The organism is Pseudomonas sp. GLN_2, assembly GCF_043106005.1.
Classification (GTDB): domain Bacteria; phylum Pseudomonadota; class Gammaproteobacteria; order Pseudomonadales; family Pseudomonadaceae; genus Aquipseudomonas; species Aquipseudomonas alloputida.
The window spans coordinates 1-24,742 of record NZ_JBICMC010000042.1 but is presented as its reverse complement, the minus strand read 5'-3'; the positions used below and the strand labels follow the sequence as shown (position 1 = coordinate 24,742).

General features: G+C 61.5%; 20 protein-coding genes and 1 pseudogene. 13 read left to right on the top strand and 8 right to left on the bottom strand.

From position 1 onward, the window contains the following. Positions 1-128 precede the first annotated feature (128 nt). On the bottom strand, positions 129-1,169 hold the full coding sequence (locus ACF8Q6_RS11680) for a low specificity L-threonine aldolase (RefSeq protein WP_392491340.1): 1,041 nt from the start codon (positions 1,167-1,169) through the stop codon (positions 129-131). A 324-nt stretch (positions 1,170-1,493) separates the two neighbouring features. Between ACF8Q6_RS11680 and ACF8Q6_RS11675 the strand changes: the two genes are divergently transcribed. The 7 genes from ACF8Q6_RS11675 to fdhA all read left to right on the top strand — a co-directional run bounded on the left by ACF8Q6_RS11675 (position 1,494) and on the right by fdhA (position 10,547). Continuing rightward, entirely contained in the window at positions 1,494-2,747 is a 1,254-nt protein-coding gene (locus ACF8Q6_RS11675; RefSeq protein WP_003255681.1) for a serine hydroxymethyltransferase, read from the top strand. 15 nt (positions 2,748-2,762) lie between these two features. Further along, entirely contained in the window at positions 2,763-4,013 is a 1,251-nt protein-coding gene (locus tag ACF8Q6_RS11670; protein WP_003255680.1) for a sarcosine oxidase subunit beta family protein, read from the top strand. Between the two features lie 14 nt (positions 4,014-4,027). Next, positions 4,028-4,363 carry a sarcosine oxidase subunit delta gene (locus tag ACF8Q6_RS11665; RefSeq protein WP_003255679.1) on the top strand — a complete coding sequence of 112 codons (336 nt, stop codon included), beginning with the start codon at positions 4,028-4,030 and terminating at the stop codon, positions 4,361-4,363. Then, positions 4,360-7,374: a sarcosine oxidase subunit alpha gene (locus ACF8Q6_RS11660; protein ID WP_392492730.1), complete on the top strand. Its 3,015-nt coding sequence runs from the start codon at positions 4,360-4,362 to the stop codon at positions 7,372-7,374. Before ACF8Q6_RS11665 ends, ACF8Q6_RS11660 begins: the two co-directional genes overlap by 4 nt. A 170-nt stretch (positions 7,375-7,544) precedes the next feature. Continuing rightward, on the top strand, positions 7,545-8,177 hold the full coding sequence (locus ACF8Q6_RS11655) for a sarcosine oxidase subunit gamma (protein ID WP_003255677.1): 633 nt from the start codon (positions 7,545-7,547) through the stop codon (positions 8,175-8,177). Between the two features lie 11 nt (positions 8,178-8,188). Next, entirely contained in the window at positions 8,189-9,046 is an 858-nt protein-coding gene (gene purU / locus ACF8Q6_RS11650; protein ID WP_016714526.1) for a formyltetrahydrofolate deformylase, read from the top strand. Between the two features lie 301 nt (positions 9,047-9,347). After that, positions 9,348-10,547: a formaldehyde dehydrogenase, glutathione-independent gene (gene fdhA, locus ACF8Q6_RS11645; protein ID WP_011953256.1), complete on the top strand. Its 1,200-nt coding sequence runs from the start codon at positions 9,348-9,350 to the stop codon at positions 10,545-10,547. A gap of 54 nt (positions 10,548-10,601) precedes the next feature. Here the strand turns inward: fdhA and ACF8Q6_RS11640 are convergent, their stop codons facing one another. Continuing rightward, a complete protein-coding gene (locus ACF8Q6_RS11640; RefSeq protein ID WP_392490092.1) occupies positions 10,602-11,576 on the bottom strand; it encodes an RHS repeat-associated core domain-containing protein in 975 nt (324 codons plus the stop codon). A gap of 255 nt (positions 11,577-11,831) precedes the next feature. On the opposite strand from ACF8Q6_RS11640, the pseudogene ACF8Q6_RS11635 reads away from it, so the two are divergent. Beyond that, positions 11,832-12,080, top strand: a pseudogene (locus ACF8Q6_RS11635) (formaldehyde dehydrogenase, glutathione-independent); the annotation flags it as partial. 203 nt (positions 12,081-12,283) lie between these two features. Here ACF8Q6_RS11635 and ACF8Q6_RS11630 read toward each other — a convergent pair. Continuing rightward, the gene (locus ACF8Q6_RS11630) at positions 12,284-13,207 is read right to left on the bottom strand and encodes an RHS repeat-associated core domain-containing protein (protein WP_392490091.1); all 924 of its coding nucleotides are present in this window, start codon (positions 13,205-13,207) and stop codon (positions 12,284-12,286) included. Positions 13,208-13,400: 193 nt separating this feature from the next. Here ACF8Q6_RS11630 and ACF8Q6_RS11625 point away from each other — a divergent pair, with 193 nt between their 5' ends. After that, the gene (locus ACF8Q6_RS11625; RefSeq protein ID WP_143494272.1) at positions 13,401-13,976 is read left to right on the top strand and encodes a DUF2780 domain-containing protein; all 576 of its coding nucleotides are present in this window, start codon (positions 13,401-13,403) and stop codon (positions 13,974-13,976) included. Between the two features lie 20 nt (positions 13,977-13,996). Here ACF8Q6_RS11625 and ACF8Q6_RS11620 read toward each other — a convergent pair whose 3' ends face one another. Both ACF8Q6_RS11620 and ACF8Q6_RS11615 read right to left on the bottom strand, forming a co-directional pair. Further along, positions 13,997-14,746 (bottom strand): RHS repeat-associated core domain-containing protein, encoded by a 750-nt coding sequence (locus ACF8Q6_RS11620; protein WP_392490093.1) that lies wholly within the window; start codon positions 14,744-14,746, stop codon positions 13,997-13,999. A gap of 211 nt (positions 14,747-14,957) precedes the next feature. Continuing rightward, positions 14,958-15,845, bottom strand: a complete 888-nt coding sequence (locus ACF8Q6_RS11615; protein WP_392490090.1) for an acyltransferase — start codon at positions 15,843-15,845, stop codon at positions 14,958-14,960. A 181-nt stretch (positions 15,846-16,026) separates the two neighbouring features. Here ACF8Q6_RS11615 and ACF8Q6_RS11610 point away from each other — a divergent pair, with 181 nt between their 5' ends. From ACF8Q6_RS11610 to creD, 4 genes are all read left to right on the top strand, one after another. After that, a complete protein-coding gene (locus ACF8Q6_RS11610) occupies positions 16,027-16,527 on the top strand; it encodes an ATP-dependent zinc protease (protein WP_014860930.1) in 501 nt (166 codons plus the stop codon). Positions 16,528-16,674: 147 nt separating this feature from the next. Beyond that, on the top strand, positions 16,675-17,355 hold the full coding sequence (gene creB / locus ACF8Q6_RS11605; RefSeq protein WP_392490089.1) for a two-component system response regulator CreB: 681 nt from the start codon (positions 16,675-16,677) through the stop codon (positions 17,353-17,355). Then, positions 17,355-18,791 (top strand): two-component system sensor histidine kinase CreC, encoded by a 1,437-nt coding sequence (gene creC / locus ACF8Q6_RS11600; RefSeq protein WP_392490088.1) that lies wholly within the window; start codon positions 17,355-17,357, stop codon positions 18,789-18,791. The genes creB and creC overlap by 1 nt, the downstream gene beginning before the upstream one ends. A gap of 103 nt (positions 18,792-18,894) precedes the next feature. Then, a complete protein-coding gene (gene creD / locus ACF8Q6_RS11595; RefSeq protein ID WP_392490087.1) occupies positions 18,895-20,223 on the top strand; it encodes a cell envelope integrity protein CreD in 1,329 nt (442 codons plus the stop codon). Between the two features lie 166 nt (positions 20,224-20,389). Here creD and ACF8Q6_RS11590 read toward each other — a convergent pair whose 3' ends face one another. The 3 genes from ACF8Q6_RS11590 to ACF8Q6_RS11580 all read right to left on the bottom strand — a co-directional run bounded on the left by ACF8Q6_RS11590 (position 20,390) and on the right by ACF8Q6_RS11580 (position 24,544). Continuing rightward, positions 20,390-21,013, bottom strand: a complete 624-nt coding sequence (locus ACF8Q6_RS11590; protein ID WP_323600706.1) for a glutathione S-transferase — start codon at positions 21,011-21,013, stop codon at positions 20,390-20,392. Positions 21,014-21,016: 3 nt separating this feature from the next. Then, positions 21,017-21,685: a peptide-methionine (S)-S-oxide reductase MsrA gene (gene msrA, locus ACF8Q6_RS11585; RefSeq protein ID WP_010951691.1), complete on the bottom strand. Its 669-nt coding sequence runs from the start codon at positions 21,683-21,685 to the stop codon at positions 21,017-21,019. Between the two features lie 168 nt (positions 21,686-21,853). Further along, on the bottom strand, positions 21,854-24,544 hold the full coding sequence (locus tag ACF8Q6_RS11580; RefSeq protein ID WP_392498820.1) for a putative bifunctional diguanylate cyclase/phosphodiesterase: 2,691 nt from the start codon (positions 24,542-24,544) through the stop codon (positions 21,854-21,856). Positions 24,545-24,742 lie beyond the last annotated feature (198 nt).

The following is a 24,742-nucleotide window of genomic DNA, read 5'->3' as shown; positions in this document are numbered from 1 at the left end:
CCGCCTTGCGGCTTTTTCGCGACACAAGGCCGCTCCCACAGAGGATTGCATCACCTGCAGGCGAATGCATAACCCCTGTGGGAGCGGCCTTGTGTCGCGATAGAGGGCAAAGCCCTCCCGGCAATCTCTCAGCCAGCAATGATCGCGCGGATATCCGCCGCCAGCTCACGCACCCGCGCTTCTTCGGTATCCCACGAGCACATGAAGCGCGCGCCACCGTTGCCAATGAAGGTATAGAAGCGCCAGCCCTTGCCCCGCAGCGCCTCGATGGCGTGCTCCGGCATCTGCAGGAACACCCCGTTGGCCTCAACCGGGAACATCAGCTCTACCCCCGGCAGGTCACTGACCAACGATGCCAGCAGCTGCGCGCAATGATTGGCGTGGTTGCCATGGCGTAACCAGGCGCCATCTTCCAGCAGCCCGACCCATGGCGCCGACAGGAAGCGCATTTTCGACGCCAGTTGCCCGGCCTGCTTGCAGCGATAATCGAAGTCTTCGGCCAGCTGGCGGTTGAAGAACAGAATTGCCTCGCCCACCGCCATGCCGTTCTTGGTGCCGCCAAAGCACAGCACATCCACACCGGCCTTCCAGGTCAGTTCGGCCGGGCTGCAGCCCAGGAAAGCACAGGCGTTGGTAAAGCGTGCGCCGTCCATGTGCAGGTTCAGGCCCAGCTCCTTGCAGGTGGCGCTGATCGCCTTCAGCTCGTCGGGGCGGTACACCGTGCCGACTTCGGTGGCCTGGGTAATGGTCACCACGCGCGGCTTGGGGTAGTGGATATCCTGGCGTTTGAGCGCCACTTCACGAATAGACTGTGGCGTCAGCTTGCCGTTGACGCTGGCCGCTGTCAGCAGCTTGGAGCCGTTGGAGAAAAACTCCGGCGCACCGCATTCGTCGGTTTCGACGTGGGCGGTCTCGGAGCAGATCACGCTGTGGTAGCTCTGGCACAGCGACGCCAGGGCCAGGGAGTTGGCCGCGGTACCGTTGAAGGCGAAGAACACTTCGCAGTCGGTTTCGAACAGATTGCGGAAGTACTCCGATGCACGCTCGGTCCACTGGTCGTCGCCGTAGGCGCGGTCGTGGCCGCGGTTGGCTTTTTCCATCGCCGCCCAGGCTTCGGGGCAGATGCCGGAATAGTTGTCGCTGGCGAATTGTTGGCTCTTGTCTGTCATGGCACGGTCCTGTGAACGACGCAGATCAGCACTCTAAACCATCGATTCAGCACTTGCCTATACAACCCGTGCAGCGATTTCTGTTCATGACTGTGCCGGCCTATTCGCGGGCACGCCCGCTCCCACAAGGGTCCTGCAAACGCCAATCACTGTGGGAGCGGGCGCGCCCGCGAAGGGGCGCGCATGGGTGGCACAAAGAGAATGTCGTAAACGCGCCATTGCAAGGCGTGCGCAGGCATCTGACCTGACCCCGCCAGTCATAACATCGCCACAAAGGGCCACAGTGCCCCACGACAAAAAACGATCGCTGCCGGGAGATACACAATGTTCAGCAAGCAAGACCAGATCCAGGGTTACGACGATGCACTGCTGGCGGCGATGAATGCCGAAGAACAGCGCCAGGAAGATCACATCGAGCTGATCGCCTCGGAGAACTACACCAGCAAGCGCGTCATGCAGGCCCAAGGCAGCGGCCTGACCAACAAGTACGCCGAAGGCTACCCGGGCAAGCGTTACTACGGTGGCTGCGAGCACGTAGACAAGGTAGAAGCCCTGGCCATCGAGCGCGCCAAGCAGCTGTTCGGTGCCGATTACGCAAACGTCCAGCCGCACTCCGGCTCGTCGGCCAACGGCGCGGTCTACCTGGCCCTGCTGCAAGCCGGTGACACCATTCTGGGCATGAGCCTGGCCCACGGTGGCCACCTGACCCACGGCGCCAAAGTGTCGTCCTCGGGCAAGCTGTACAACGCTGTCCAGTACGGCATCGACACCAACACCGGCCTGATCGATTACGACGAAGTCGAGCGCCTGGCGGTCGAGCACAAGCCGAAAATGATCGTTGCCGGTTTCTCGGCCTACTCCAAGACTCTCGACTTCCCACGCTTCCGCGCCATCGCCGACAAGGTGGGCGCACTGCTGTTCGTCGACATGGCCCACGTTGCCGGCCTGGTTGCCGCTGGTCTGTACCCGAACCCGATCCCGTTCGCCGATGTGGTCACCACCACCACCCACAAGACCCTGCGCGGGCCGCGTGGCGGCCTGATCCTGGCCAAGTCGAACGAAGAGATCGAGAAAAAGCTGAACGCCGCTGTATTCCCGGGTGCCCAGGGTGGCCCGCTGATGCACGTGATCGCTGCCAAGGCGGTGTGCTTCAAGGAAGCGCTGGAGCCTGGATTCAAGGCCTACCAGCAGCAAGTGATCGAAAACGCCCAGGCCATGGCCCAGGTGTTCATCGACCGTGGCTACGATGTGGTTTCCGGTGGCACCGACAACCACCTGTTCCTGGTCAGCCTGATCCGTCAGGGCCTGACTGGCAAAGACGCCGACGCCGCCCTGGGTCGTGCGCATATCACCGTCAACAAGAACGCCGTGCCGAACGACCCGCAGTCGCCGTTCGTCACTTCGGGCCTGCGTATCGGCACCCCGGCCGTCACCACCCGCGGCTTCAAGGTCGCTCAGTGTGTGGCATTGGCTGGCTGGATTTGCGACATCCTCGACAACCTCGGTGACGCAGACGTCGAAGCCGATGTGGCGAAGAACGTCGCGGCCCTGTGCGCAGATTTCCCTGTCTACCGCTGAGTGGAGTCACACACCATGCAACGTTACTCGGGCTTCGGCCTTTTCAAGCACTCCCTCAGCCACCACGAAAACTGGCAGCGGATGTGGCGCACGCCAACCCCTAAAAAGGTTTACGACGTAGTCATCGTCGGTGGCGGCGGCCATGGCCTGGCCACGGCCTACTACCTGGCCAAAGAGCACGGCATCACCAACGTTGCCGTGATCGAGAAGGGCTACCTGGGCGGCGGCAACACCGCCCGTAACACCACCATCGTGCGTTCCAACTACCTGTGGGACGAGTCGGCGCACCTGTACGAGCACGCCATGAAGCTGTGGGAGGGCCTGTCCCAGGACCTGAACTACAACGTGATGTTCTCCCAGCGCGGCGTTTACAACCTGTGCCACACCCTGCAGGACATGCGTGACTCCGAGCGTCGGGTCAGCGCCAACCGCCTCAACGGCGTGGATGGCGAGCTGCTGAACACTGCCCAGGTTGCGGCCGAAATCCCGTACCTGGACTGCTCCAAGAACACCCGCTACCCGATCCTCGGCGCTACCGTACAGCGTCGTGGCGGCGTTGCCCGTCACGATGCCGTGGCCTGGGGCTTCGCCCGCGCTGCCGACGCCCTGGGCGTCGACCTGATCCAGCAAACCGAAGTGATCGGCTTCCGCAAGGAAAACGGCGCGGTCATCGGCGTGGAAACCAACAAAGGCTTCATCGGCGCCAAGCGCGTCGGCGTGGTCACCGCCGGTAACTCCGGGCACATGGCCAAGCTGGCCGGCTTCCGCCTGCCGCTGGAATCGCACCCGCTCCAAGCGCTGGTATCCGAGCCGATCAAGCCGATCATCGACAGCGTGATCATGTCCAACGCCGTACACGGCTACATCAGCCAGTCCGACAAGGGCGACCTGGTGATCGGTGCCGGTATCGACGGCTGGGTCGGCTACGGCCAGCGCGGTTCGTACCCGGTGATCGAGCACACCCTGCAGGCCATCGTCGAGATGTTCCCCAACCTGTCGCGTGTTCGCATGAACCGCCAGTGGGGCGGCATCGTAGATACCTCGCCGGACGCCTGCCCGATCATCACCAAAACCCCGGTCAAGAACATGTTCTTCAACTGCGGTTGGGGTACTGGCGGCTTCAAGGCGACCCCCGGTTCGGGCAACGTCTTCGCCGCGAGCCTGGCCAAGGGCGAAATGCACCCACTGGCCGCGCCGTTCTCTATGGACCGTTTCTACAACGGCGCACTGATCGACGAACACGGCGCCGCCGCCGTCGCCCACTAACCGGAGACACCGTCATGTTGCATATTTTCTGTCCCCACTGCGGCGAGCTGCGCTCCGAAGAAGAGTTCCACGCCTCTGGCCAGGCGCATATCGCCCGCCCGCTGGACCCTAACGCCTGCTCCGACGAGGAGTGGGGTACCTACATGTTCTACCGTGACAACCCACGCGGTATTCACCATGAACTGTGGGACCACGTTGCCGGCTGCCGCCAGTACTTCAACGTCACCCGTGACACCGTGACCTACGAAATTCTGGAAACCTACAAGATTGGCGAGAAGCCGCAAGTGACCGCCAACGGCAAAGCCGCCAGCGCCACGTCGACCGTCAAAGGCCAAGGGGAAAAAGTATGAGCCAGACCTATCGCCTCGCCAGCGGCGGCCGTATCGACCGCAGCAAGGTCCTGAACTTCACCTTCAACGGCAAGACCTACCAGGGTTATGCCGGTGACAGCCTGGCCGCCGCGTTGCTGGCCAACGGCGTCGACATTGTCGGCCGTAGCTTCAAGTATTCGCGCCCGCGCGGCATCATCGCCGCCGGTACCGAAGAGCCGAACGCCATCCTGCAGATCGGCTCCAGCGAAGCTACCCAGATCCCCAACGTGCGCGCCACCCAACAGGCGCTGTACGCGGGCCTTGTCGCCACCAGCACCAACGGCTGGCCGAACGTCAACAACGACGTCATGGGCATCCTCGGCAAGGTAGGCGGCAGCATGATGCCGCCGGGCTTCTACTACAAAACCTTCATGTACCCCAAATCGTTCTGGATGACTTACGAGAAGTACATCCGTAAAGCCGCCGGCCTGGGCCGTGCGCCGCTGCAGAACGACCCTGACAGCTACGACTACATGAACCGGCACTGCGACGTGCTGATCGTGGGCGCCGGCCCTGCTGGCCTGGCTGCCGCACTGGCCGCTGCGCGCAGCGGTGCCCGTGTGATCCTGGCTGACGAGCAGGAAGAGTTCGGCGGCAGCCTGCTCGACACCCGCGAAACCCTCGACGGCAAGCCTGCTGCCGAGTGGGTCAACGCCGTGGTCAAAGAGCTGGAAGGCCTGCCGGAAGTGACCCTGCTGCCACGTGCCACGGTCAACGGCTACCACGACCATAACTTCCTGACCATTCACGAGCGCCTCACCGACCACCTCGGCGACCGCGCCCCGATCGGCCAGGTTCGCCACCGCGTGCACCGCGTTCGCGCCAAGCGCGTGGTACTGGCTGCCGGCGCCCACGAGCGCCCGCTGGTGTACGGCAACAACGACGTGCCGGGCAACATGCTGGCCGGTGCTGTTTCCACCTATGTTCGCCGCTATGGCGTGGCGCCGGGTCGCAAGCTGGTACTGTCGACCAACAACGACCACGCCTATTGCGCCGCGCTGGACTGGCACGACGCAGGCCTGCAAGTGGTCGCCATCGCTGACGCCCGCCACAACCCACGTGGCTCGCTGGTTGAAGAAGCGCGTGCCAAAGGCATTCGCATCCTCACCTCCAGCGCCGTGGTCGAGGCCAAAGGCAGCAAGCACGTTACCGGTGCCCGTGTGGCGGCGATCGATGTGCAGGCGCACAAAGTCACCAGCCCAGGCGAAGTCCTCGAGTGCGACCTGATCGCGTCCTCGGGCGGTTACAGCCCGATCGTGCACCTGGCTTCGCACCTGGGCGGTCGCCCGGTATGGCGTGACGATATCCTTGGCTTTGTGCCGGGCGATGCCCCGCAGAAGCGCGAGTGCGTCGGTGGTATCAACGGCGTGTATGCCTTGGGCGATGTGATTGCCGATGGCTTCGAAGGCGGCGTTCGCGCAGCCACCGAGGCTGGTTTCAAGGCCACTGTCGGCACCCTGCCAAAAACCGTGGCGCGCAAGGAAGAGGCCACCGTGGCACTGTTCCTGGTGCCGCACGACAAAGGCACCAAGGGGCCGAAGCAGTTCGTCGACCAGCAGAACGACGTGACCGCAGCCGGCATCGAGCTGGCCACCCGTGAAGGCTTCGAGTCGGTCGAGCACGTCAAGCGCTACACCGCGCTGGGCTTCGGTACCGACCAGGGCAAACTGGGCAACATCAACGGCCTGGCCATCGCCGCCCGTTCGATCGGCATCACCATCCCGGAAATGGGTACCACCATGTTCCGCCCCAACTACACGCCGGTTACTTTCGGCGCGGTAGCGGGCCGTCACTGTGGTCACCTGTTCGAGCCCGTGCGCTTCACTGCCCTGCATGCCTGGCACGTGAAGAATGGCGCCGAGTTCGAAGACGTCGGCCAGTGGAAGCGCCCGTGGTACTTCCCGAAAGCCGGCGAAGACATCCATGCTGCCGTCACGCGTGAATGCAAGGCTGTGCGCGACAGCGTCGGCCTGCTGGACGCCTCGACCCTGGGCAAGATCGACATCCAGGGCCCGGACGCGCGCGAATTCCTCAACCGCATCTACACCAACGCCTGGACCAAGCTCGACGTGGGCAAGGCCCGCTACGGCCTGATGTGCAAGGAAGACGGCATGGTCTTCGACGACGGCGTAACCGCCTGCGTCGGCGACAACCACTTCATCATGACCACCACCACCGGCGGCGCTGCCCGCGTGTTGCAGTGGATGGAGCTGTATCACCAGACCGAATGGCCAGAGCTGAAGGTGTACTTCACTTCGGTCACCGACCACTGGGCCACCATGACCCTGTCCGGCCCTAACAGCCGCAAGCTGCTGAGCGAGCTGACCGACATCGACATGGACAAGGAAGCCTTCCCGTTCATGACCTGGAAGGAAGGCAACGTCGGTGGCGTGCCGGCCCGCGTGTTCCGTATCTCGTTCACCGGCGAGCTGTCGTACGAAGTGAACGTGCAGGCCAACTACGCCATGGGCGTGCTGGAACAGATCATCGAGGCCGGCAAGAAGTACAACCTGACCCCGTACGGCACCGAGACCATGCACGTACTGCGTGCAGAGAAGGGCTTCATCATCGTTGGTCAGGACACCGATGGTTCGATGAACCCGGACGACCTGAACATGAGCTGGTGCGTTGGCCGCAACAAGCCGTTCTCGTGGATCGGCCTGCGTGGCATGAACCGCGAAGACTGCGTACGTGAGAACCGCAAGCAGCTGGTGGGCCTGAAGCCGGTCGACCCGACCAAGTGGCTGCCGGAAGGCGCCCAGCTGGTGTTCGACCCGAAACAGCCGATCCCGATGGACATGGTCGGCCACGTCACCTCCAGCTACGCGTCCAACTCCCTGGGCTACTCGTTCGCCATGGGTGTGGTCAAAGGCGGCCTCAAGCGCATGGGCGAGCGTGTCTACTCGCCGCAGGCAGATGGCAGCGTGATCGAGGCGGAAATCGTGTCTTCGGTGTTCTTCGATCCGAAGGGTGAGCGGCAGAACGTCTAAGGCCCCCGGTCCAACCGGTGCCAAGCGTGGAATGAGGTCTCTGTGGGAGCGGGCGTGCCCGCGAAGAGGGCGGTGAATTCAACATCGCATTCGCGGGCATGCCCGCTCCCACAGGATGGCCGTCTCCCGCAGGCATCGTGGTCGAATCCAGAATTCAAGGCAGGTAAGAAATGAGCGCTATCAACGTCTTCCAGCAAAACCCCGGCGCCGAGGCCAAAGCCCAGTCGCCACTGCACCATGCCGACCTGGCCAGCCTGGTAGGCAAAGGCCGCAAGAACGCAGGCGTGACCCTGCGTGAACGCAAGTTCCTCGGTCACCTCACCCTGCGCGGTGATGGCCACAACCCGGAATTCGCCGCCGGCGTGCACAAGGCCCTTGGCCTGGAGCTGCCCGTGGCGCTGACCGTGGTCGCCAACAAGGACATGTCGCTGCAATGGGTCGGCCCAGATGAGTGGCTGCTGATCGTGCCCGGCGGCCAGGAGCTGGCAGCGGAGCAAAAGCTGCGCGCGGCCCTTGAAGGCCAGCACATTCAGGTCGTCAATGTCAGTGGCGGGCAAAGCCTGCTGGAACTGCGCGGCCCGAACGTGCGCGACGTGCTGATGAAGTCCACCAGCTATGATGTTCACCCGAACAACTTCCCGGTGGGCAAGGCCGTGGGCACCGTGTTCGCCAAGTCGCAACTGGTGATCCGCCGCACTGCAGAAGACACCTGGGAGCTGGTAATTCGCCGCAGCTTCGCCGATTACTGGTGGCTGTGGCTGCAGGATGCTTCTGCCGAATACGGCCTGAGCATCGAAGCCTAAGGAGCAAGAACATGAGTCGGGCACCGGATACCTGGATTCTCACCGCCGACTGCCCGAGCATGCTCGGCACCGTCGACGTGGTGACGCGTTACCTCTTCGAGCAGCGCTGCTACGTGACGGAGCACCACTCCTTCGATGACCGGCAGTCGGGACGCTTCTTCATTCGCGTCGAGTTCCGTCAGCCGGACGATTTTGACGAGGCGGGCTTCCGGGCCGGCCTCGCCGAGCGCAGCGAAGCGTTCGGTATGGCCTTCGAGCTGACCGCGCCCAACCACCGCCCCAAGGTGGTGATCATGGTGTCCAAGGCTGACCATTGCCTGAATGACCTGCTGTATCGTCAGCGCATTGGGCAACTGGGTATGGATGTGGTCGCGGTGGTGTCGAACCACCCGGACCTCGAACCCTTGGCGCAGTGGCACAAGATCCCTTACTACCACTTCGCCCTCGACCCCAAGGACAAGCCTGGGCAAGAGCGCAAGGTGCTGCAGGTGATCGAGGAGACCGGTGCTGAGCTGGTTATTCTTGCCCGCTATATGCAGGTACTGTCGCCCGAGCTTTGCCGCCGTCTGGATGGTTGGGCGATCAATATTCACCACTCGCTGTTGCCGGGCTTCAAAGGCGCCAAGCCTTATCACCAGGCCTACAACAAGGGCGTGAAAATGGTCGGTGCCACAGCGCACTACATCAACAACGACCTGGATGAAGGGCCGATCATTGCCCAGGGTGTCGAGGTGGTGGATCACAGTCACTATCCCGAAGACCTGATTGCCAAAGGGCGGGATATCGAGTGCCTGACGCTGGCGCGGGCGGTGGGTTATCACATCGAGCGGCGGGTGTTCCTGAACGCCAACCGGACTGTCGTTCTGTAATAACCGGTACCGGCCTCTTCGCAGCTAAAGCCGCTCTTGCAGGTACAGCACAGCCCTCGGGTTGGTGCGGTCCCCGTAGGAGCGGCTTTAGCCGCGAAGAGGCCCGCGCCGGCCGCCCCTCTGTCTGCCCATATTCCCCAACGACAACCCTGCCGCTAAAAGGCATCTCCCTGTCGCTTCCAGTCAGTGCGTCCGGCCCCATCCGGCCCACAATTCCCTGCATTCCAGTAGTACATGCCGCCCACGGATGGCGGCGCTTCAACCAACGCTGCATAAATAATAATCAAGCGAGGTACAAGCAATGTCTGGCAATCGTGGAGTGGTATATCTCGGCGCCGGCAAGGTCGAAGTGCAACACATCGACTACCCGAAAATGCAGGACCCGCGCGGCAAGAAAATCGAACACGGCGTCATCCTGAAGGTGGTCTCCACCAACATCTGCGGTTCTGACCAGCACATGGTCCGTGGCCGTACCACTGCCCAGGTCGGCCTGGTTCTGGGCCACGAAATCACCGGTGAAATCGTCGAGAAGGGCCGCGATGTCGAGCGCATGCAGATCGGCGACCTGGTATCGGTCCCGTTCAACGTCGCCTGCGGCCGCTGCCGCTCCTGCAAAGAGATGCACACCGGTGTCTGCCTCACTGTAAACCCGGCCCGCGCCGGCGGTGCCTACGGCTACGTCGACATGGGTGACTGGACCGGTGGCCAGGCCGAATACGTGCTGGTGCCATACGCCGACTTCAACCTGCTGAAGCTGCCTGAGCGCGACAAGGCCATGGAAAAGATCCGTGACCTGACCTGCCTGTCCGACATCCTGCCCACCGGCTACCACGGTGCCGTGACTGCTGGCGTAGGCCCAGGCAGCACTGTCTACGTTGCCGGTGCCGGCCCGGTCGGCCTGGCTGCCGCTGCCTCGGCGCGCCTGCTGGGCGCCGCCTGCGTAATCGTTGGTGACCTCAACCCGGCTCGACTGGCCCACGCCAAGTCGCAAGGCTTCGAAGTGGTCGACCTGTCCAAGGACACCCCGCTGCACGAGCAGATCGTCGACATCCTCGGCGAGCCGGAAGTGGACTGCGCTGTCGACGCCGTCGGCTTCGAGGCCCGTGGCCATGGCCACGAAGGTGCCAAGCACGAGGCCCCGGCCACCGTGCTGAACTCGCTGATGCAAGTGACCCGCGTGGCCGGCAACATCGGTATCCCGGGCCTGTACGTAACCGAAGACCCAGGCGCGGTGGATGCCGCTGCCAAGATCGGCGCGCTGAGCATCCGCTTCGGCCTGGGCTGGGCGAAATCGCACAGCTTCCACACCGGCCAGACCCCGACCATGAAATACAACCGCCAGCTGATGCAGGCGATCATGTGGGACCGCATCAACATTGCTGAAGTGGTGGGTGTGCAGGTGATCAACCTGGATCAGGCGCCGGAAGGGTATGGCGAGTTTGATGCGGGTGTGCCTAAGAAGTTTGTGATTGACCCGCACAAGATGTGGGGCGCGGCTTGATCGCAGCCCATGATGCCCCTCGCTGAGAGGGGCGTTTTTCTGGGGGCTGTGGGGCTAGCGGCGCACTGCCGATGCCCCACTGCTCACCCGAAACGTGCCTTTATCGTACGCAGTCAGGTCGGACGGATCTGCCGCCCTGCGGGCCAACCACTCACCTATCATTACCAGCCCCTCGCGACGGTTTTGCAGATTGTTGATAATAGCCGGGCCCGCTGCGAACGTTGGATCCCCGAGCGCGTTCGCCGCTTCGGCGGCATGCAATTCCCAGCTGGCCTCCAGATAGCTATCGAGGCTGGTACGAGTGACATGCACCGTTGCTGGTCCCTTGTGCGGATCAGCAACTACCTCAATAAGCTCGGTTGTGCGCAACGTTCGGCGCGTCGAGGTGACGGCCATGGTTTTGCTGTTGCGCTGTGTTCCCACAGTCTGGATGACGGTATTGCTTGCGGTTTCATAGTGTTCGACCTCATAACGCCGCACGATGGGCGACTTTTGCGTGGTGAAGATGTGTGCGGGTAGCTTAGGCTTAGGGATAAGTAGCTGCTGGCTAGCAGGTTGAACAAGCGCAACTACATGTCCGCTTGGGTCGATGCGGTTGATCGGATCCCCGCTGCAATAGGCATAAGCGTTCACGCCACCACCTTCAAAGGGGCTCCAGCTGTCAGGGGAACCAAACCGCCTCAAGGCTGGGTGGTAGGCCCGATAGCCGTTGCCCAGCAGGTAGCTGTTCGGCGCCGCAAGCAAAACCTCGCCATTGAAGCCCAGCTGCGTACGCGAGGAAGGCAATCCTGGATCGTGTCCATACGCCGAATAAGTGTGCTGCTCGTCTTCATCCGCTTGTTGTACCGACAGCACCGAGCCTTTGTCATCGGTGGCCAGCAAGCTGCAGGTGTGGGTGTCGCTTGTGCTCAGCTCTGCCAGCGGTTGTTCTGCATTTCGCAAGATGGCGCGATGCTGGTCCCCGTGTTTCACGGTTACGAGCTTGTTGTCGTAATAGAAGAAAAGGGAACTGTTCGATGCTTTGCTCATGATTCAAATCCCTACCGTGCTGGATGAATGAAGGCGGCATGCAACCCATTCTGAATTGCCACAGGAATTTGGATACTGGCAGAAATAACAGTCTTAGATCGGTAGGTGAACCAAAACCCGGCGCACACGAAGTGCCCCATGCACAGCTGCCATGAAGGCGAAGCCTTGTGATTCATACCAGGGCAACCTGTCAAAACCGGTCGCTGATTTCGCAGCGGTCGCCCCGATGTAAAACCTGAAAGTCTTAGCAAAATTCGCGCGCTGAGCATCCGCTTCGGCCTGAGCCGGAGCAAATTGCACAGCTCCCACACCGGCCAGATAGCGACCAAGCATTACAACCGCCAGCTGATGCAGGCGATCATGTGGGACCGCATCAACATTGCTGAATTGGTAGGTGTGCAGGTGATCAACCTGAATCAGGCGCCGGAAGGGTATGGCGAGTTTGATGCAGGTGTGCCGAAGAAATTCGTTATCGACCCGCACAAAATGTGGGGTGCGGCGTAATCAGCGTCGAGTAAAAAGAGCCCCTCGCATCGAGGGGCTTTTTGTCCATTCTGATAAGGCATCTCAGCCGGAGGTGCTTGTCATAAGCCTTTCATCGCTTTTGAAATCGAGCGCCGCCCGCACATACCTCATCAGTTCCGAAGCCTGGTGAGTGGCCCTGGAGCAAAGGGCCACTGCTCAGTCATTTTCATACAGACAGTTAATTACTTCGATTGTGGCCGGCGCGTCTCATTGTTTGCGTCGGTTGCCCCGAATTGGTAGTTTCTGTCGTCATTAGGATCGTCATATTTTTTACGGGTGTAGAACATGTTTCCGCTGTCTGTGTTCCCGCTTTTTGGGCGATAGGTGACAGGGGTTGAATCCGTTATTGCTTGCTGGGCTTTTTCGAGTTCGGGGAAAATGTATACAAGGTCTTTGTTCTCAATGTATTTATTTATGCCGCGTTTCTTTTTTAAGCCCCTGTCAAGCGTTTTTTGGAGGGTTTTTTTAGCGGCCTCAATTCTTTTGTCGAATGTTTTTCCTCCGTATTTTCTTTCCTTGACTAAAGTAGTGAGTTCGGCGGTTTGCGTTGTCAGGTTTGCATTAATAACCGTCATGCTTTCCACGCGCTGCTCCAATTTTGCTTGGTTACTACGAAACCACGTTCTAGGCTTGAAAATACCCCACATCCCCGTTTCGTCTTTCCGATTGACTGGGTCGTTCACACAGTACGCGAAAGCATTGACCCCGCCTCGGGCGAATGGGCTTTCAGCGTTGTCCGGTCCGATGAACCGTCTCATCTCGGTGCTAAAGCCACGGTGTCCTTGGCCTAGAAGATAAAGGTGCATGTTTTCCAATATGAACTCGCCGTTGAATCCCATCGCTGTGGATCCTGATGGCAGTTTGTCGTTGAATCCGAAGGGGGTATAGTTGTGATTGTTTTTCTTTCCGTCAGGCGTGCTCACGACAAGCACTGAGTCCATCTCATCCGTTGCGAGAAGCTGGGAGCTTTTTGCTTCTTTGCCAGCGGACTCAGCAAGAGGGAGGGTTCCAATCCGCAGGATTGAACGCTTCTGATCATTTCCAATGACAGTGGTCAGTTTATTGGTCTGGTAGAAATATTTGGGGGTATCAGGACTGTTTTTCACCGACGTGCTCCCGTTGTCTGCAGTTGGCCCCGGAAATGGATGGCGTGGGCACTACGATTATCTGAAGTGTCTTGAGCAATTGACTACTGGTAGAAATATCAGGTACGCGCCTGCTGGGGCCCGGAACAATCCCTCAGATTTCCAGTCAAACCCTTCGTTTTCCAGGCCATCCCGGCCGACGAGGTCCCTTCCGATGAAAGCACTCACCTTGGCAACCCTGATGACCCTGGCCGCCAGCCCGGTGTTCGCCTTCAACCTCAGCGACGCCGCCAATGCCGTGTCCGCCATGCAGAACCCGCAACTGCAAGGCCAGGTGCAGGCCCCCGAGGCGCAGGCCAATCTGCTCAACACCTTGGGCAGCGAATTGAAGATCACCCCCGAACAGGCCGTGGGCGGCGCAGGGGCGATGTTGGGGTTGGCGCGCAACAACCTGAGCAGTGAGGACTATGGCCAATTGACCAAGGCCGTGCCGGGTCTGGACCTGTTGTCCGGTGCCAATATGCTCGGTAGTTTGAGCGGGTTGGGCGATTTGCTGGGCAAGAACAGCGAAAGTCAGTCGGCATTGAGCAACGCGCTGGGCAACGACGTGGAGAGCCGTAATGACTTGGACAATGCGTTCAAGGCACTGGGTATGGATACCGGAATGATCGGCCAGTTTGCCCCGCTGATCCTGCAGTACCTCGGCCAGCAGGGCATCGCCGGGTCGTTGCTGCAGAACCTGGGTAGCCTGTGGACCACGCCGGCGCCAGTGAGCACGCCATCGGTTTGAGATTATCACAAGGCCAGACGTCATACATCGAAGGTCTTGAGCGTCTCTTCCAGGGCTCTGATTCGATATTGTGCTTCAGTCAGCCAGACTTTGCGTGATTCCATTTCTGTACGATATCGTTGGTCACTGATCCCTTGGGTTTTGGCGAAGGCTTTCGAAGAAGGTTCCAAAAGTTCGTCGTAGTCTTGCTTTTTTCGCGCTGCGCGTTTCGTAAGATTTTTTACATAGATGGCTAATGATCGTCTTTCTTTGAGAAGGCTGTTTTTGTGGGTGACCTGTTCCTTCGGGTACGTCTTGATCGTTATGTCTTTGTGAAAGGCAACAGTCTTCTTTTTCGCCAGATGGTGTGAGACCGAGTGCCTGGCGTTCAACAGAGGGGGCTCTGTTACCTGCGCCGCAGGCTTTTTTGTCAGCGGTGCTGTTCGTTGAGGTTTCGGGTTAGACTTTTGCTCCCAAAATTTTTGTAAATTGGCGAATTCCCGCTGTTGCCCTGTATCATCACGGTAATTGATGGGGTCACAGGCACAGTATGCGTAGGCGTTATAGCCACCGTCGCTGAACGGGCTGAGATCATCGGGCTTGAGGAAGCGCATCAAGGCTGGACTATAGCTTCGGTATCCTCGCCCCAATGCATAGGTGCCAAGGAGCGGATCAAATAGTTCATCCTTGAAGCCTATTATCGTGGCTCTACCTGCTTGGCTGCCGATGTGCCCGTAAGGGCTGTAGACCAGGGCGGTGATTTTCACTTGAGAGCCGCTCGCAAGAGACATGCTGCTCAAGTCTGGGTCTTTGCGAGGCCGCGCACAACTAGCAGAATTATCAGGGGGCGCAACGTAACCGTGCTGATGTCAACCGGCTGCCTGCTTCGGCCTCTTCGCGGGTAAACCCGCTCCTACACAGGTAGAGCCTATCCTTGGGGATGTGGTAATCCGCGTAGCAGCGGGTTTACCCGCGAGGAGGCCAGTTCAGGCGGCAGAGGTCTCAGCCCATCTCCGCGCGCAGCTGCTCGATCCGCTGGTCCTTCGCCACCCACAGCTGGTTCACCCAAGCCTGAACCGTCTGCCGAAACTCGGGATCATTCTCGTAATCCCCCGCCCACAACGCTGGGTCCAGCTCCCGCACCTGAATGTCGATAATCACCCGGCTGATGCTGCCATTGAGCAAGTCCCAGAACCCCGGCGCCTTGTTGCCGGGGTACACGATGGTCACATCCAGCAGGGCATCCAACTGCTCGCCCAATGCCGCGAGCACAAACGCCACACCACCCGCCTTGGGCTTGAGCAGGTAGCGATACGGCGACTGCTGCTCCTGGCGCTTGGCTTCAGTAAACCGGGTGCCTTCCAGGTAGTTGACCACGGTCACGGGCTGACGCTTGAACAGCTCGCAGGCCGCCTTGGTGATTTCCAGGTCCTTGCCCTTGAGCTCCGGGTGCTTTTCCAGAAACGCCTTGCTGTAGCGCTTCATGAACGGGTAATCCAGCCCCCACCAGGCCAGGCCCAGCAACGGCACCCAGATCAGTTCCTTTTTCAGGAAGAACTTGAAGAACGGTGTACGGCGGTTGAGGCTTTCGATCAGCGCCGGGATGTCGACCCAGGTCTGGTGGTTGCTCACGGCCAGGTACGAGGTGTCCTTGCGCAGGTTTTCCACACCGCGGATGTCCCACTGGGTAGGGATGCACAGGGCGAAGATGGCTTTGTCGATTTCCGACCAGGTTTCGGCCACCCACATCACCGCCCACGACGCGTAGTCGCGGCCACGGCCCGGCAACACCAGCTTGAGCAGGGCGAAGACCAGCAGCGGGCAGATCAACACCACGGTGTTGAGCAGCAGCAGGGTGGTCGTAAGAATGCCGGTAAACAGGCGACGCATAAGGAAACTCTTGTTGTGGGAAGTTGGCAGGGCGCAATGATAAGCAGCGCCCAGGTCTACGCCAAATGTCCAATGCCCGACGGCGGGGACAAATGTTTCACATTATGTTGGTTAGGCTTGTGACAGCGAACCTATCTGTCCAGTGCAATCTAAGCACTGACCCTCTCAAGGAAGCCTGCTTGTGAAATCTCTTTTAGCCATGTTGTCGCTGTTGGCGCTGCCGGTGATGGCCGCAGAACCCACTATCTACGGCCGTTACGAGAACATCGCCCTGCCCGAGCTGGGCGAAACCCTGAAAGCCAAGATGGACACTGGCGCCTTCACCGCGTCGCTGTCGGCCAAGGATATCGAGCTGTTCACCCGCGATGGGGACGAGTGGGTGCGCTTCCGCCTGGCGACCAAGGAATCGGACGGCAAGGTGTACGAGCACAAGGTCTCGCGCATCAGCAAGATCAAGGGCCGTGCCGATGAAGAGGACGAAGGGGATGCGCCAGAGATCTCCAAGCGCCCGGTGGTCGACCTGGAGTTGTGCCTGGGGGATGTGAAGCGCACCGTCGAGGTGAATCTGGTGGACCGCAGCAACTTCAACTACCCGCTGCTGGTGGGTTCCAAGGCACTGCGCGAGTTCAAGGCGGCGGTCAACCCGGCGAAGAAGTTCACTGCTGGCAAGCCAGGCTGCTGATCTGAAGCGTGCGCCATACAATGTAGGAGCGGGCTTGCCCGCGAACACACATAATGGGGTGTCAGGCACCGGCTTCGCCGGTGTTCGCGGGCAAGCCCGCTCCTACACTGAGATGTGCCAACCTTCAAAACCGCAAGGCCGGACGCCATGCCTCATATCCTCATCGTCGAAGACGAAGCCGCCATCGCCGACACCCTGGTCTACGCCCTGCAGGCCGACGGTCACAGCACCGAGTGGGTAACCTTGGGCAGTGCCGCCCTCGAGCAGCAGCGCCAGCGCCCGGCCGACCTGGTCATCCTCGACATCGGCCTGCCCGACATCAGTGGCTTCGAAACCTGTCGCCAACTGCGCCGGTTCACCGAGGTGCCGGTGATGTTTCTCAGCGCCCGGGACGGTGAAATCGACCGCGTAGTAGGCCTGGAAATCGGTGCCGACGACTACGTAGTAAAACCTTTCAGCCCTCGTGAAGTGGCAGCGCGCGTTCGGGCGATCCTCAAACGCATGGCCCCGAGGGCCGAGGTTGTCGGCGAAACCACCTTGTTCCACCTCGACACCTTGCGCATGCAGATCAGCTACCGCAGCCAGCCGCTCACGCTGACCCGGCATGAGTTCCGCTTGCTGCAATGCCTGCTCGAACAACCGCAGCGGGTGTTCAGCCGCGAACAGCTGCTCGACGCTTTGGGCGTGGCCTCCGACGTGGGCTACGAGCGCACCATCGACAGCCATATCAAGAGCCTGCGCGCCAAGCTGCGCCAGGTAGCGGGTGACGCCGAGCCGATCCAGACCCATCGCGGCCTCGGTTACAGCTATAGCCCGGAGCACGCCTGATGCGCTTGGGTATTCGCATCTTCCTGGTGTACTTCCTGTTCGTCGGTTTGGCCGGTTACTTCTTGCTCAATACCGTACGCGAACAGATTCGCCCGGTAGTGCGCCAATCCTCCGAAGAAACATTGGTAGACACTGCCAACCTGCTGGCAGAAATCCTACGGGACGACGTCAAGGCCGGCACCCTGAACCAGGGCCGCCTGCCCGAGGTGCTCGAGGCCTACGGCTCGCGCAGCCCGGGCGCACAGATCTGGGGGCTGGCCAAGAACCAGGTCAGCCACCGTATCTATGTCACTGACGCCAAGGGCATCGTGTTGCTGGACTCCAGTGGCGAGGCCCTGGGCAAGGATTACTCGCAGTGGAATGACGTGCTGCTGACCCTGCGTGGCCAGTATGGCGCCCGCTCCACCCGCAGCGACCCCAACGACGAAAGCACCTCGGTGATGCACGTTGGCGCGCCGATCATCGACAACGGCAAGATCATCGGCGTTGTCACCGTCGCCAAGCCCAATAGCTCATTGCAACCCTACATCGACCGCTCCGAGCGGCGCCTGCTCACCCTGGGGCTGGGGCTGATCGGCCTGGGCTTGCTGATCGGCGCGGCTCTGTCGTGGTGGCTTGCGCGCTCGCTGCGCAAGTTGGCAGGTTATGCGCAGGCGGTCAGCGAAGGTGAGCGTGCGGAGCTTCCGCATTACAAGGGCGGCGAGCTGGCGAACCTGGCACAGGCAGTGGAGCGCATGCGCACCCAGCTGGAAGGCAAGGCCTATGTCGAGCGCTACGTGCACACCCTGACTCACGAGCTGAAAAGCCCGCTGGCGGCCATCCGTGGTGCTTCCGAGCTGTTGCAGGGCGAGGACATGCCCGCTGATCAGCGGGCGCGCTTTGCCGACAATATCGAGCGCGAGAGCGAGCGTTTGCAGCAGATGATCGAGCGGCTGCTCAACCTGGCCAGGGTCGAGCAGATGCAGGCGCTGGAGGACGAGCAGCAGGTGGCGCTGGCGGCGTTGGTCGATGAGTTGCTGCTGGCCCATGCAGCGCGTATCGAAGGCGCCGGTTTGCAGGTACGTCAGCGGGTGCCTGCCACTTTGCGCTTGCTCTGCGATCCGTTTCTGATGCGCCAGGCGTTGGCCAACCTGCTCGACAACGCACTGGACTTCACCCCGCAAGGGGGCACGCTGCTGTTCGATCTGGAGCGCGATGGCGAACGGGTGGCGTTGAGTTTGTTCAACCAGGGGCAAGCGATACCGGCCTACGCCATCGGGCGGGTCAGCGAGCGGTTCTACTCGCTGCCGCGGCCCGGGAGCGGGCGCAAGAGCACCGGGCTGGGGCTGAACTTCGTGGCCGAGGTGATGCAGCTGCATGGCGGGGCATTGGCGGTGGACAATGTCGATGGCGGGGTGCGGGTGCGGTTGTGGCTGCCGGTGCGGCGCATTAGCTGAGATAGGCGGGGCGCAGCAGTCCAAATACACGTAAATCACACACGCGCTCCACAAAGCCTCCACGCAAGGCGCAGACACTGCGCCCACTGCCACAGGAGGCCACATGAACAAGACCCTCGGTTTCAAACTCGGCATGATCGCCATGCTGATGTTGCTGTTGCTCATCCCGCTACTGCTGATCAACGGCCTGATCGACGACCGCCAGGCCATGCGCGACGGCGTGCTGCGCGATATCGCCCAGAGCACCAGCTTCGATCAGCAACTCAGCGGCCCGCTGCTGGTGGTGCCGTACCGCAAGTACCAGCGCCGCTGGATCGAAAAGGACGGTGAGCGTACCCAGGAAACCAGCACCATCGCCGGCCACCTGTACTTTCTGCCGGAAACCTTCGACGCCGACCTGGGGGTGGACACCGAACTGCGCGCACGCGGCATCTACCAGGCCCGGTTGTTCCACACCAAAGGCCGCATCAGCGGCCGCTTCAAGCTCCCGGCGCATTGGGGCATCGACAAGGACTTTGACGACTATCGCTTCGACAAGCCGTTCCTGGTGGTGGGTATCAGTGATATCCGCGGCATCGAGAATGGCCTGGAACTGAGTATGGACGAACAGAAGGTGCCGTTCGAGGCCGGCACCCAGCTCGACTGGATGCGCGGTGGCGTGCATGCCAGCCTGCCGGTTTTGGACGGTATGCAGGCACGGGAATTCAGCTACGGCTTCGACCTTGCTTTGCAAGGCACCGGCCAGTTGCACATCGTGCCGGTGGGCCGCACCAGCAGCGTTGACATGCGTGCCAACTGGCCGCATCCGAGCTTCGTCGGCAGCTATCTGCCCAACCGCCGCGACATCGATGCGCAAGGCTTCAGCGCCCACTGGCAGACGTCGTTCTTCGCCACCAACCTCGAAGATGCCCTGCGCCAATGCGCCACTGCCGGCCGTTGCGAAGACTTCAGCGAGCGCAGCTTCGGCGTGAGCTTTATCGACCCGGTGGACCAGTACCTGAAGAGTGAGCGGGCGATCAAGTACGCGTTGCTGTTCATCGCCCTGACCTTTGCCGGCTTCTTCCTGTTCGAAGTGTTGAAAAACCTGAGTGTGCACCCGGTGCAGTACATCCTGGTGGGCGTGGCGCTGGCGTTCTTCTACCTGCTGCTGCTGTCGTTATCCGAGCACATTGGCTTTGGCCTGGCGTATGGGCTGTCGGCTTCGGGCTGTGTGCTGCTGATCGGCTTCTACCTGAGCCATGTTTTACGCAGCCTGTGGCGAGGGGTGGGTTTTGCTGCGGGTTTGGCGGCGTTGTACGCGCTGCTCTTCGGGCTGCTGAGTGCCGAAGACTATGCGCTGCTGATGGGGTCGCTGTTGTGTTTCGGATTGCTTGGGGTGTTCATGGTGCTGACCCGGCGGCTGGACTGGGCGCGTGTGGGGAGGGCGGCATGAGGGAGGATAGAGAGATCGGGCGCTGGTTGGCGCTCAGGATCGGGCTGTTGTTTCCTGTGATACCGAGGTGAGGCCTTCGCGGGCACGCCCGCTCCCACAAGCCCACCACAGATACCGAACACTGTGTCAAAACCTTGTAGGAGCGGGTTTACCCGCGAAGGGGCCCTCAGGCCACTGGCGCTGTAGCGACCATCGATGGCCGCTTGACCACCTCGGCATACCACGCCGCCAACCCAGGCTGGCGCTCACGCCAGCCAAACCCGGGCTGACGCAAATCCAGATAGCCCAGCGCACAGGCCACACCAATCGCCGCCAGGTCGAAGCCGGAGATCAGCTCCGGCAAGTGCTCCTGCTCAAGGTTGGCCAGGCTACGGCGGATCTTGTCACCCTGCGCTTGCAGCCAGCCCTCCCAGCGCTTGTCTTCTGGCCGCAGGAAGCTCTCATACCGGCTTGACACCGCCGCATCCATGATCGCATCGGCCTGTGATACCAAGGTCATGCGCCGCCAGCGCGCCGAACCTTCACGCGGCAGCAGCGGCAGGCCAACGTGCTGCAGGTCAAGGTACTCGCAGATCACCCGGCTGTCGTGCAGCACGGTGCCGTCTTCCAGGCGCAGGGCCGGGATCTTGCCGATCGGGTTGTCCAGGTTGAGCTGCGGGTCGCCGCTCACCGGGCTGATGTTCACCGGCTGCAGTTGCACACGCTCAAGCTGGCCGGTCTCGTGCAACACCACCATGACCTTGCGCACGAAAGGCGACAACGGCGAGTGGAACAGGGTCATCGTGCTCATGCTTCAGTTACCTTGCAGGCTGGGTGGCAGGCACACGCCGGTGCCGCCGATGCCGCAGTAGCCGTCCGGGTTCTTGGCCAGGTACTGCTGGTGGTAGGCCTCGGCGAAATAGACGGTCGGTGCCTGGTCGATTTCGGTGGTGATCTCACCGAAGCCGGCCTTGCTCAGCTCGGCCTGGAAGGCGTCGCGGCTGGCCTTGGCCTGTTCCAGCTGTTCCGGGCTGGTGCAGTAGATGGCCGAGCGGTACTGGGTGCCGATGTCGTTGCCTTGGCGCATGCCTTGGGTCGGGTTGTGCAGCTCCCAGAACATTGCCAGCAGTTCGCGGTAGCTGACCTTGTCCTTGTCGAACACCACCAGCACCACTTCGGTGTGGCCGGTCAGGCCCGAGCAGACTTCTTCGTAGGTAGGGTGCGGGGTGAAGCCGCCGGCGTAGCCGACCACGGTGCTGACCACACCTTCACGCTGCCAGAATCGGCGCTCCGCGCCCCAGAAGCAACCCAGGCCGAAGATGGCGAAGTCGATGGCGCCTTCGAAGAACGGGCCGAGCAGCGGGGTGTCTTTGAAGACGTAGTGGAACTCGGGCAGGCTCATTGGCGTGTCGCGGCCAGGCAGGGCCTGTTCCGCAGTTGGCATGACGTTTTTGTTCACCAGGATTTCCGAACGCAGGACCATGGCCGTTCCTCTGTGTTTATTCAGTGGGATAGGGGTTTGGGCCTTCGCGGGCATGCCCGTTCCCACAGGTACAGCACAGGTTTCAAAGGTTGTGGTGTTCCTGTGGGAGCGGGCGTGCCCGCGAAAGGGCCCGAATGGCTTCTATAGTGCCCGAGGATTACGCAGCTGTCAGGCCACCGGGCCACGCGGATAGCGCTTCAGCCGCTCGGCCAGCTCGCGCCCGGGAATCGGCCGGTCGAACAGGTAGCCCTGGCCCACGTCGCAGCGGTGGCGGCGCAGGAACGCCAGTTGCTCCGGCGTCTCGATCCCTTCGGCCACCACCTTCAGCTTCAGGTTGTGGGCCATGGCCACCACCGCCGAGGTGATTTCCATGTCGTCCTGGTTGTCGGGGATTTCGTTGATGAAGCTGCGATCGATCTTGAGGATGTCGATCGGAAACTTCTTCAGGTAGCTCAGCGACGAATAACCGGTGCCGAAATCGTCCATGGCCAAGGTCAGGCCCAGGGCCTTCAGCTCGTCCAGCTGGCGGTGGGTGTCTTCGCTGGCTTCCAGCAGCAGGCCTTCGGTCAACTCCAGCTCCAGCAGGTGCGGGGGCAGGGCTTCTTCCTTGAGGATGGTGCTGATCGACGCCACCAGGTCCGGGTCGGAGAACTGTTTGGGCGACAGGTTGATGGCTACATGCAGGTTGCCCAGGCCGGCCTTGCGCAGTTGCTGGCTCATGCAGCACGCCTGGCGCACCACCCATTTGCCGATAGGGATGATCAGGCCGGTTTCCTCGGCCACGCTGATGAACTGGTCCGGGCGGATCATGCCGCGTTCGGGGTGATTCCAGCGCAGCAGCGCTTCCAGGCCCAGCAGGCGACCGCTGCGCAGGCACAGCTTGGGCTGGTAGAACACGTCCAGCTCATTCTGGGTCAGGGCACGGCGCAGGTTGTTCTCGACGAACAGCTTGTAGCTGGCTTCGGCGTTGAGCACTTCGGTAAACACCTGTACCTGGTGTTTGCCGTTGGCCTTGGCCTTGTGCAATGCAAGGCCGGCATTCTTCATCAGGCTGGCCGGGTCGACGCCGTGCAACGGTGCACAGGCCAGGCCTACCGAGGCGGTGACGTTGATCAGCTGGTTGTCGACGAACATCGGCTTGTCGAGGGTGCACAACAACTGTTGAGCAACGCCTTGGCCATCTTCAAGGCTGGTGTCGTCGAGCAGCACGGCGAACTCGTTACTGGCAAAGCGCGCCAGGATGCCACCGCTGTGCAGGCTGTTGCGCAAACGCCTGGCCAGGCTGATCAGCAGCTTGTCGCCGGTCTGGTGGCCAAGGCTGTCGTTGATGCGCTTGAAGTTGTCGATGTCCACCAGCAGCAGGCACATCGAGCTTTCGCCATCGCGGGCGAAGCGCTCGTCCAGGCTGCGGATGAACGCCGGGCGGTTGCCCAGGTTGGTGAGGTTGTCGGTGTAAGCCAGGCGTTCGATGCGTTGCTGGGCCAGCTTGGTCTGGGTGACGTCTTCGTAGATGCCGATGTAGTGGGTCAGCTCACGGTTGTCACCGTACACCTTGGAAATCGACAACTGGCCCCAGTACGGCTCCAGGTTTTTGCGCCGGCTCTTGAACTCGCCCTGCCAACTGTTGCCCATGGCCAGGCTCGACGGCGAGTCGAACAGCAGTTCGCTGAGGTTCTCCAGTGCCGGTAGCTCGCCCAACTGGCGGCCCTGCACTTCGTCGGTACTGTACTGGGTGATGGCGGTGAAGCTGGGGTTGACGTACTCCACCCGGCCGTCGCGGTTCACCAGCAGAAAGGCACTGGCGCTCTGCTCGACCGCACGCTGGAACAGGTGCAGGGCGCTGGCCGCGGCCCGTCGTTTGTGGTTCGTGATCACTTGGGCGAACTGGTCGGCCAGCTCGCCGGCAAAGGCAATCTCGTCCGACTGCCAGGCCCGTGGCTGGCCGGTTTGCTCCAGGCACAGCACGCCAATCACCTGGCCATCGACACGGATGCTGGCGTCGAGCATGGCCTTGTTTTCCGGGCGCATGCTTTGCGCCAGGGCGCGGGTGCGCGGGTCGTGGCCGGCGTTGTGAGCGTCGATGGCGCGGCTTGCGTGCAGTGCATCCAGGTAGTCGGGGAAGCGGCTGGCATCGATGGCTTCGGGCTGACGGTGCTCCTGTGCGTCGCGGTACCAGGCGATGATCGGTTCCAGGCGTTGGTCTTCCAGGTGCCAGATGCTGGCGCTGTCGACCTTGTAGATTTCGCAGGCGCTCTGGGTGATCAGCTGGGCCGCTTCGAGCAGCGAGTTGCCCGCGCTGTAGCGATGGCGGGCAAGGCGCAGGATAAGGTCCTGCTGGCCGCGCACCCGCTCCAGGTGCTCCAGTTGTTCCTGCTGCGTGCGCTGGTTCAGCTGCAGGGCCAGTTGCAGGCGGTTGTTGCGTGACTCCAGGTCGCTGGCGCCGGGTTCGCCGGTCTCTTCCTGCTGGTCGTCGAGCACGCTCAGGTAGCCGCGCAACAGCTGGCGGTTGTGTTGCTTGTAGGCTTCACCCGCTTCCAGCAGGCGCAGCGCGGTGCTCGGCGTGTGCAGGGTGTAGCGCACGCGATAGTAGCCGCGCTGGGCCAGTTGCAACTGGATTTCGTCGTGCAGCCGGTAGCGTGCTTCGGGTTCCATCAGGCTGGCGTAGGGCGCGTCAATCAGGGCACACAACTCGCCGGTTTTCAGGCCGAACTGGCGCTCACAGGCTGGGTCAAGGTAGAGCATGGCCCAGGTGGCTTCGTTGAGCCTTTCGAAACGCAGCATGCCGAGCCGCGAGGGCACGGGTAACTGTGTCACGACCTCGGCCGCCACACGGCTGGCGGCATCGGGTTGGCTTTTCATCGAAGACTCGCTTGAAGAGGGAACGCTGCCTTTTGGCTGCGGCGGATTTGGCAAGGTTGCATCATGTCCCGAGGGCTGGCAAGCGGCCATGAGTGATGCTGTGGACAGGTTATCGGCTGACGTGGCCGATTCTGCAGTTTGGCTGGAGATTTTGGGGCCGCTTTGCGGCCCATCGCGACACAAGGCCGCTCCCACAGG

Bases quoted from the DNA above. Each gene is read 5' to 3' on its own strand.
- fdhA (WP_011953256.1), top strand. From the start codon at position 9,348: ATGTCTGGCAATCGTGGAGTGGTATATCTCGGCGCCGGCAAGGTCGAA.
- ACF8Q6_RS11640 (WP_392490092.1), bottom strand. From the start codon at position 11,576: ATGAGCAAAGCATCGAACAGTTCCCTTTTCTTCTATTACGACAACAAG.
- ACF8Q6_RS11620 (WP_392490093.1), bottom strand. From the start codon at position 14,746: ATGTCTCTTGCGAGCGGCTCTCAAGTGAAAATCACCGCCCTGGTCTAC.
- purU (WP_016714526.1), top strand. From the start codon at position 8,189: ATGAGTCGGGCACCGGATACCTGGATTCTCACCGCCGACTGCCCGAGC.
- creC (WP_392490088.1), top strand. From the start codon at position 17,355: ATGCGCTTGGGTATTCGCATCTTCCTGGTGTACTTCCTGTTCGTCGGT.
- msrA (WP_010951691.1), bottom strand. From the start codon at position 21,685: ATGGTCCTGCGTTCGGAAATCCTGGTGAACAAAAACGTCATGCCAACT.
- ACF8Q6_RS11655 (WP_003255677.1), top strand. From the start codon at position 7,545: ATGAGCGCTATCAACGTCTTCCAGCAAAACCCCGGCGCCGAGGCCAAA.
- ACF8Q6_RS11625 (WP_143494272.1), top strand. From the start codon at position 13,401: ATGAAAGCACTCACCTTGGCAACCCTGATGACCCTGGCCGCCAGCCCG.
- ACF8Q6_RS11660 (WP_392492730.1), top strand. From the start codon at position 4,360: ATGAGCCAGACCTATCGCCTCGCCAGCGGCGGCCGTATCGACCGCAGC.
- ACF8Q6_RS11670 (WP_003255680.1), top strand. From the start codon at position 2,763: ATGCAACGTTACTCGGGCTTCGGCCTTTTCAAGCACTCCCTCAGCCAC.
- ACF8Q6_RS11665 (WP_003255679.1), top strand. From the start codon at position 4,028: ATGTTGCATATTTTCTGTCCCCACTGCGGCGAGCTGCGCTCCGAAGAA.
- creB (WP_392490089.1), top strand. From the start codon at position 16,675: ATGCCTCATATCCTCATCGTCGAAGACGAAGCCGCCATCGCCGACACC.
- ACF8Q6_RS11615 (WP_392490090.1), bottom strand. From the start codon at position 15,845: ATGCGTCGCCTGTTTACCGGCATTCTTACGACCACCCTGCTGCTGCTC.
- creD (WP_392490087.1), top strand. From the start codon at position 18,895: ATGAACAAGACCCTCGGTTTCAAACTCGGCATGATCGCCATGCTGATG.
- ACF8Q6_RS11580 (WP_392498820.1), bottom strand. From the start codon at position 24,544: ATGAAAAGCCAACCCGATGCCGCCAGCCGTGTGGCGGCCGAGGTCGTG.
- ACF8Q6_RS11675 (WP_003255681.1), top strand. From the start codon at position 1,494: ATGTTCAGCAAGCAAGACCAGATCCAGGGTTACGACGATGCACTGCTG.
- ACF8Q6_RS11680 (WP_392491340.1), bottom strand. From the start codon at position 1,169: ATGACAGACAAGAGCCAACAATTCGCCAGCGACAACTATTCCGGCATC.
- ACF8Q6_RS11590 (WP_323600706.1), bottom strand. From the start codon at position 21,013: ATGAGCACGATGACCCTGTTCCACTCGCCGTTGTCGCCTTTCGTGCGC.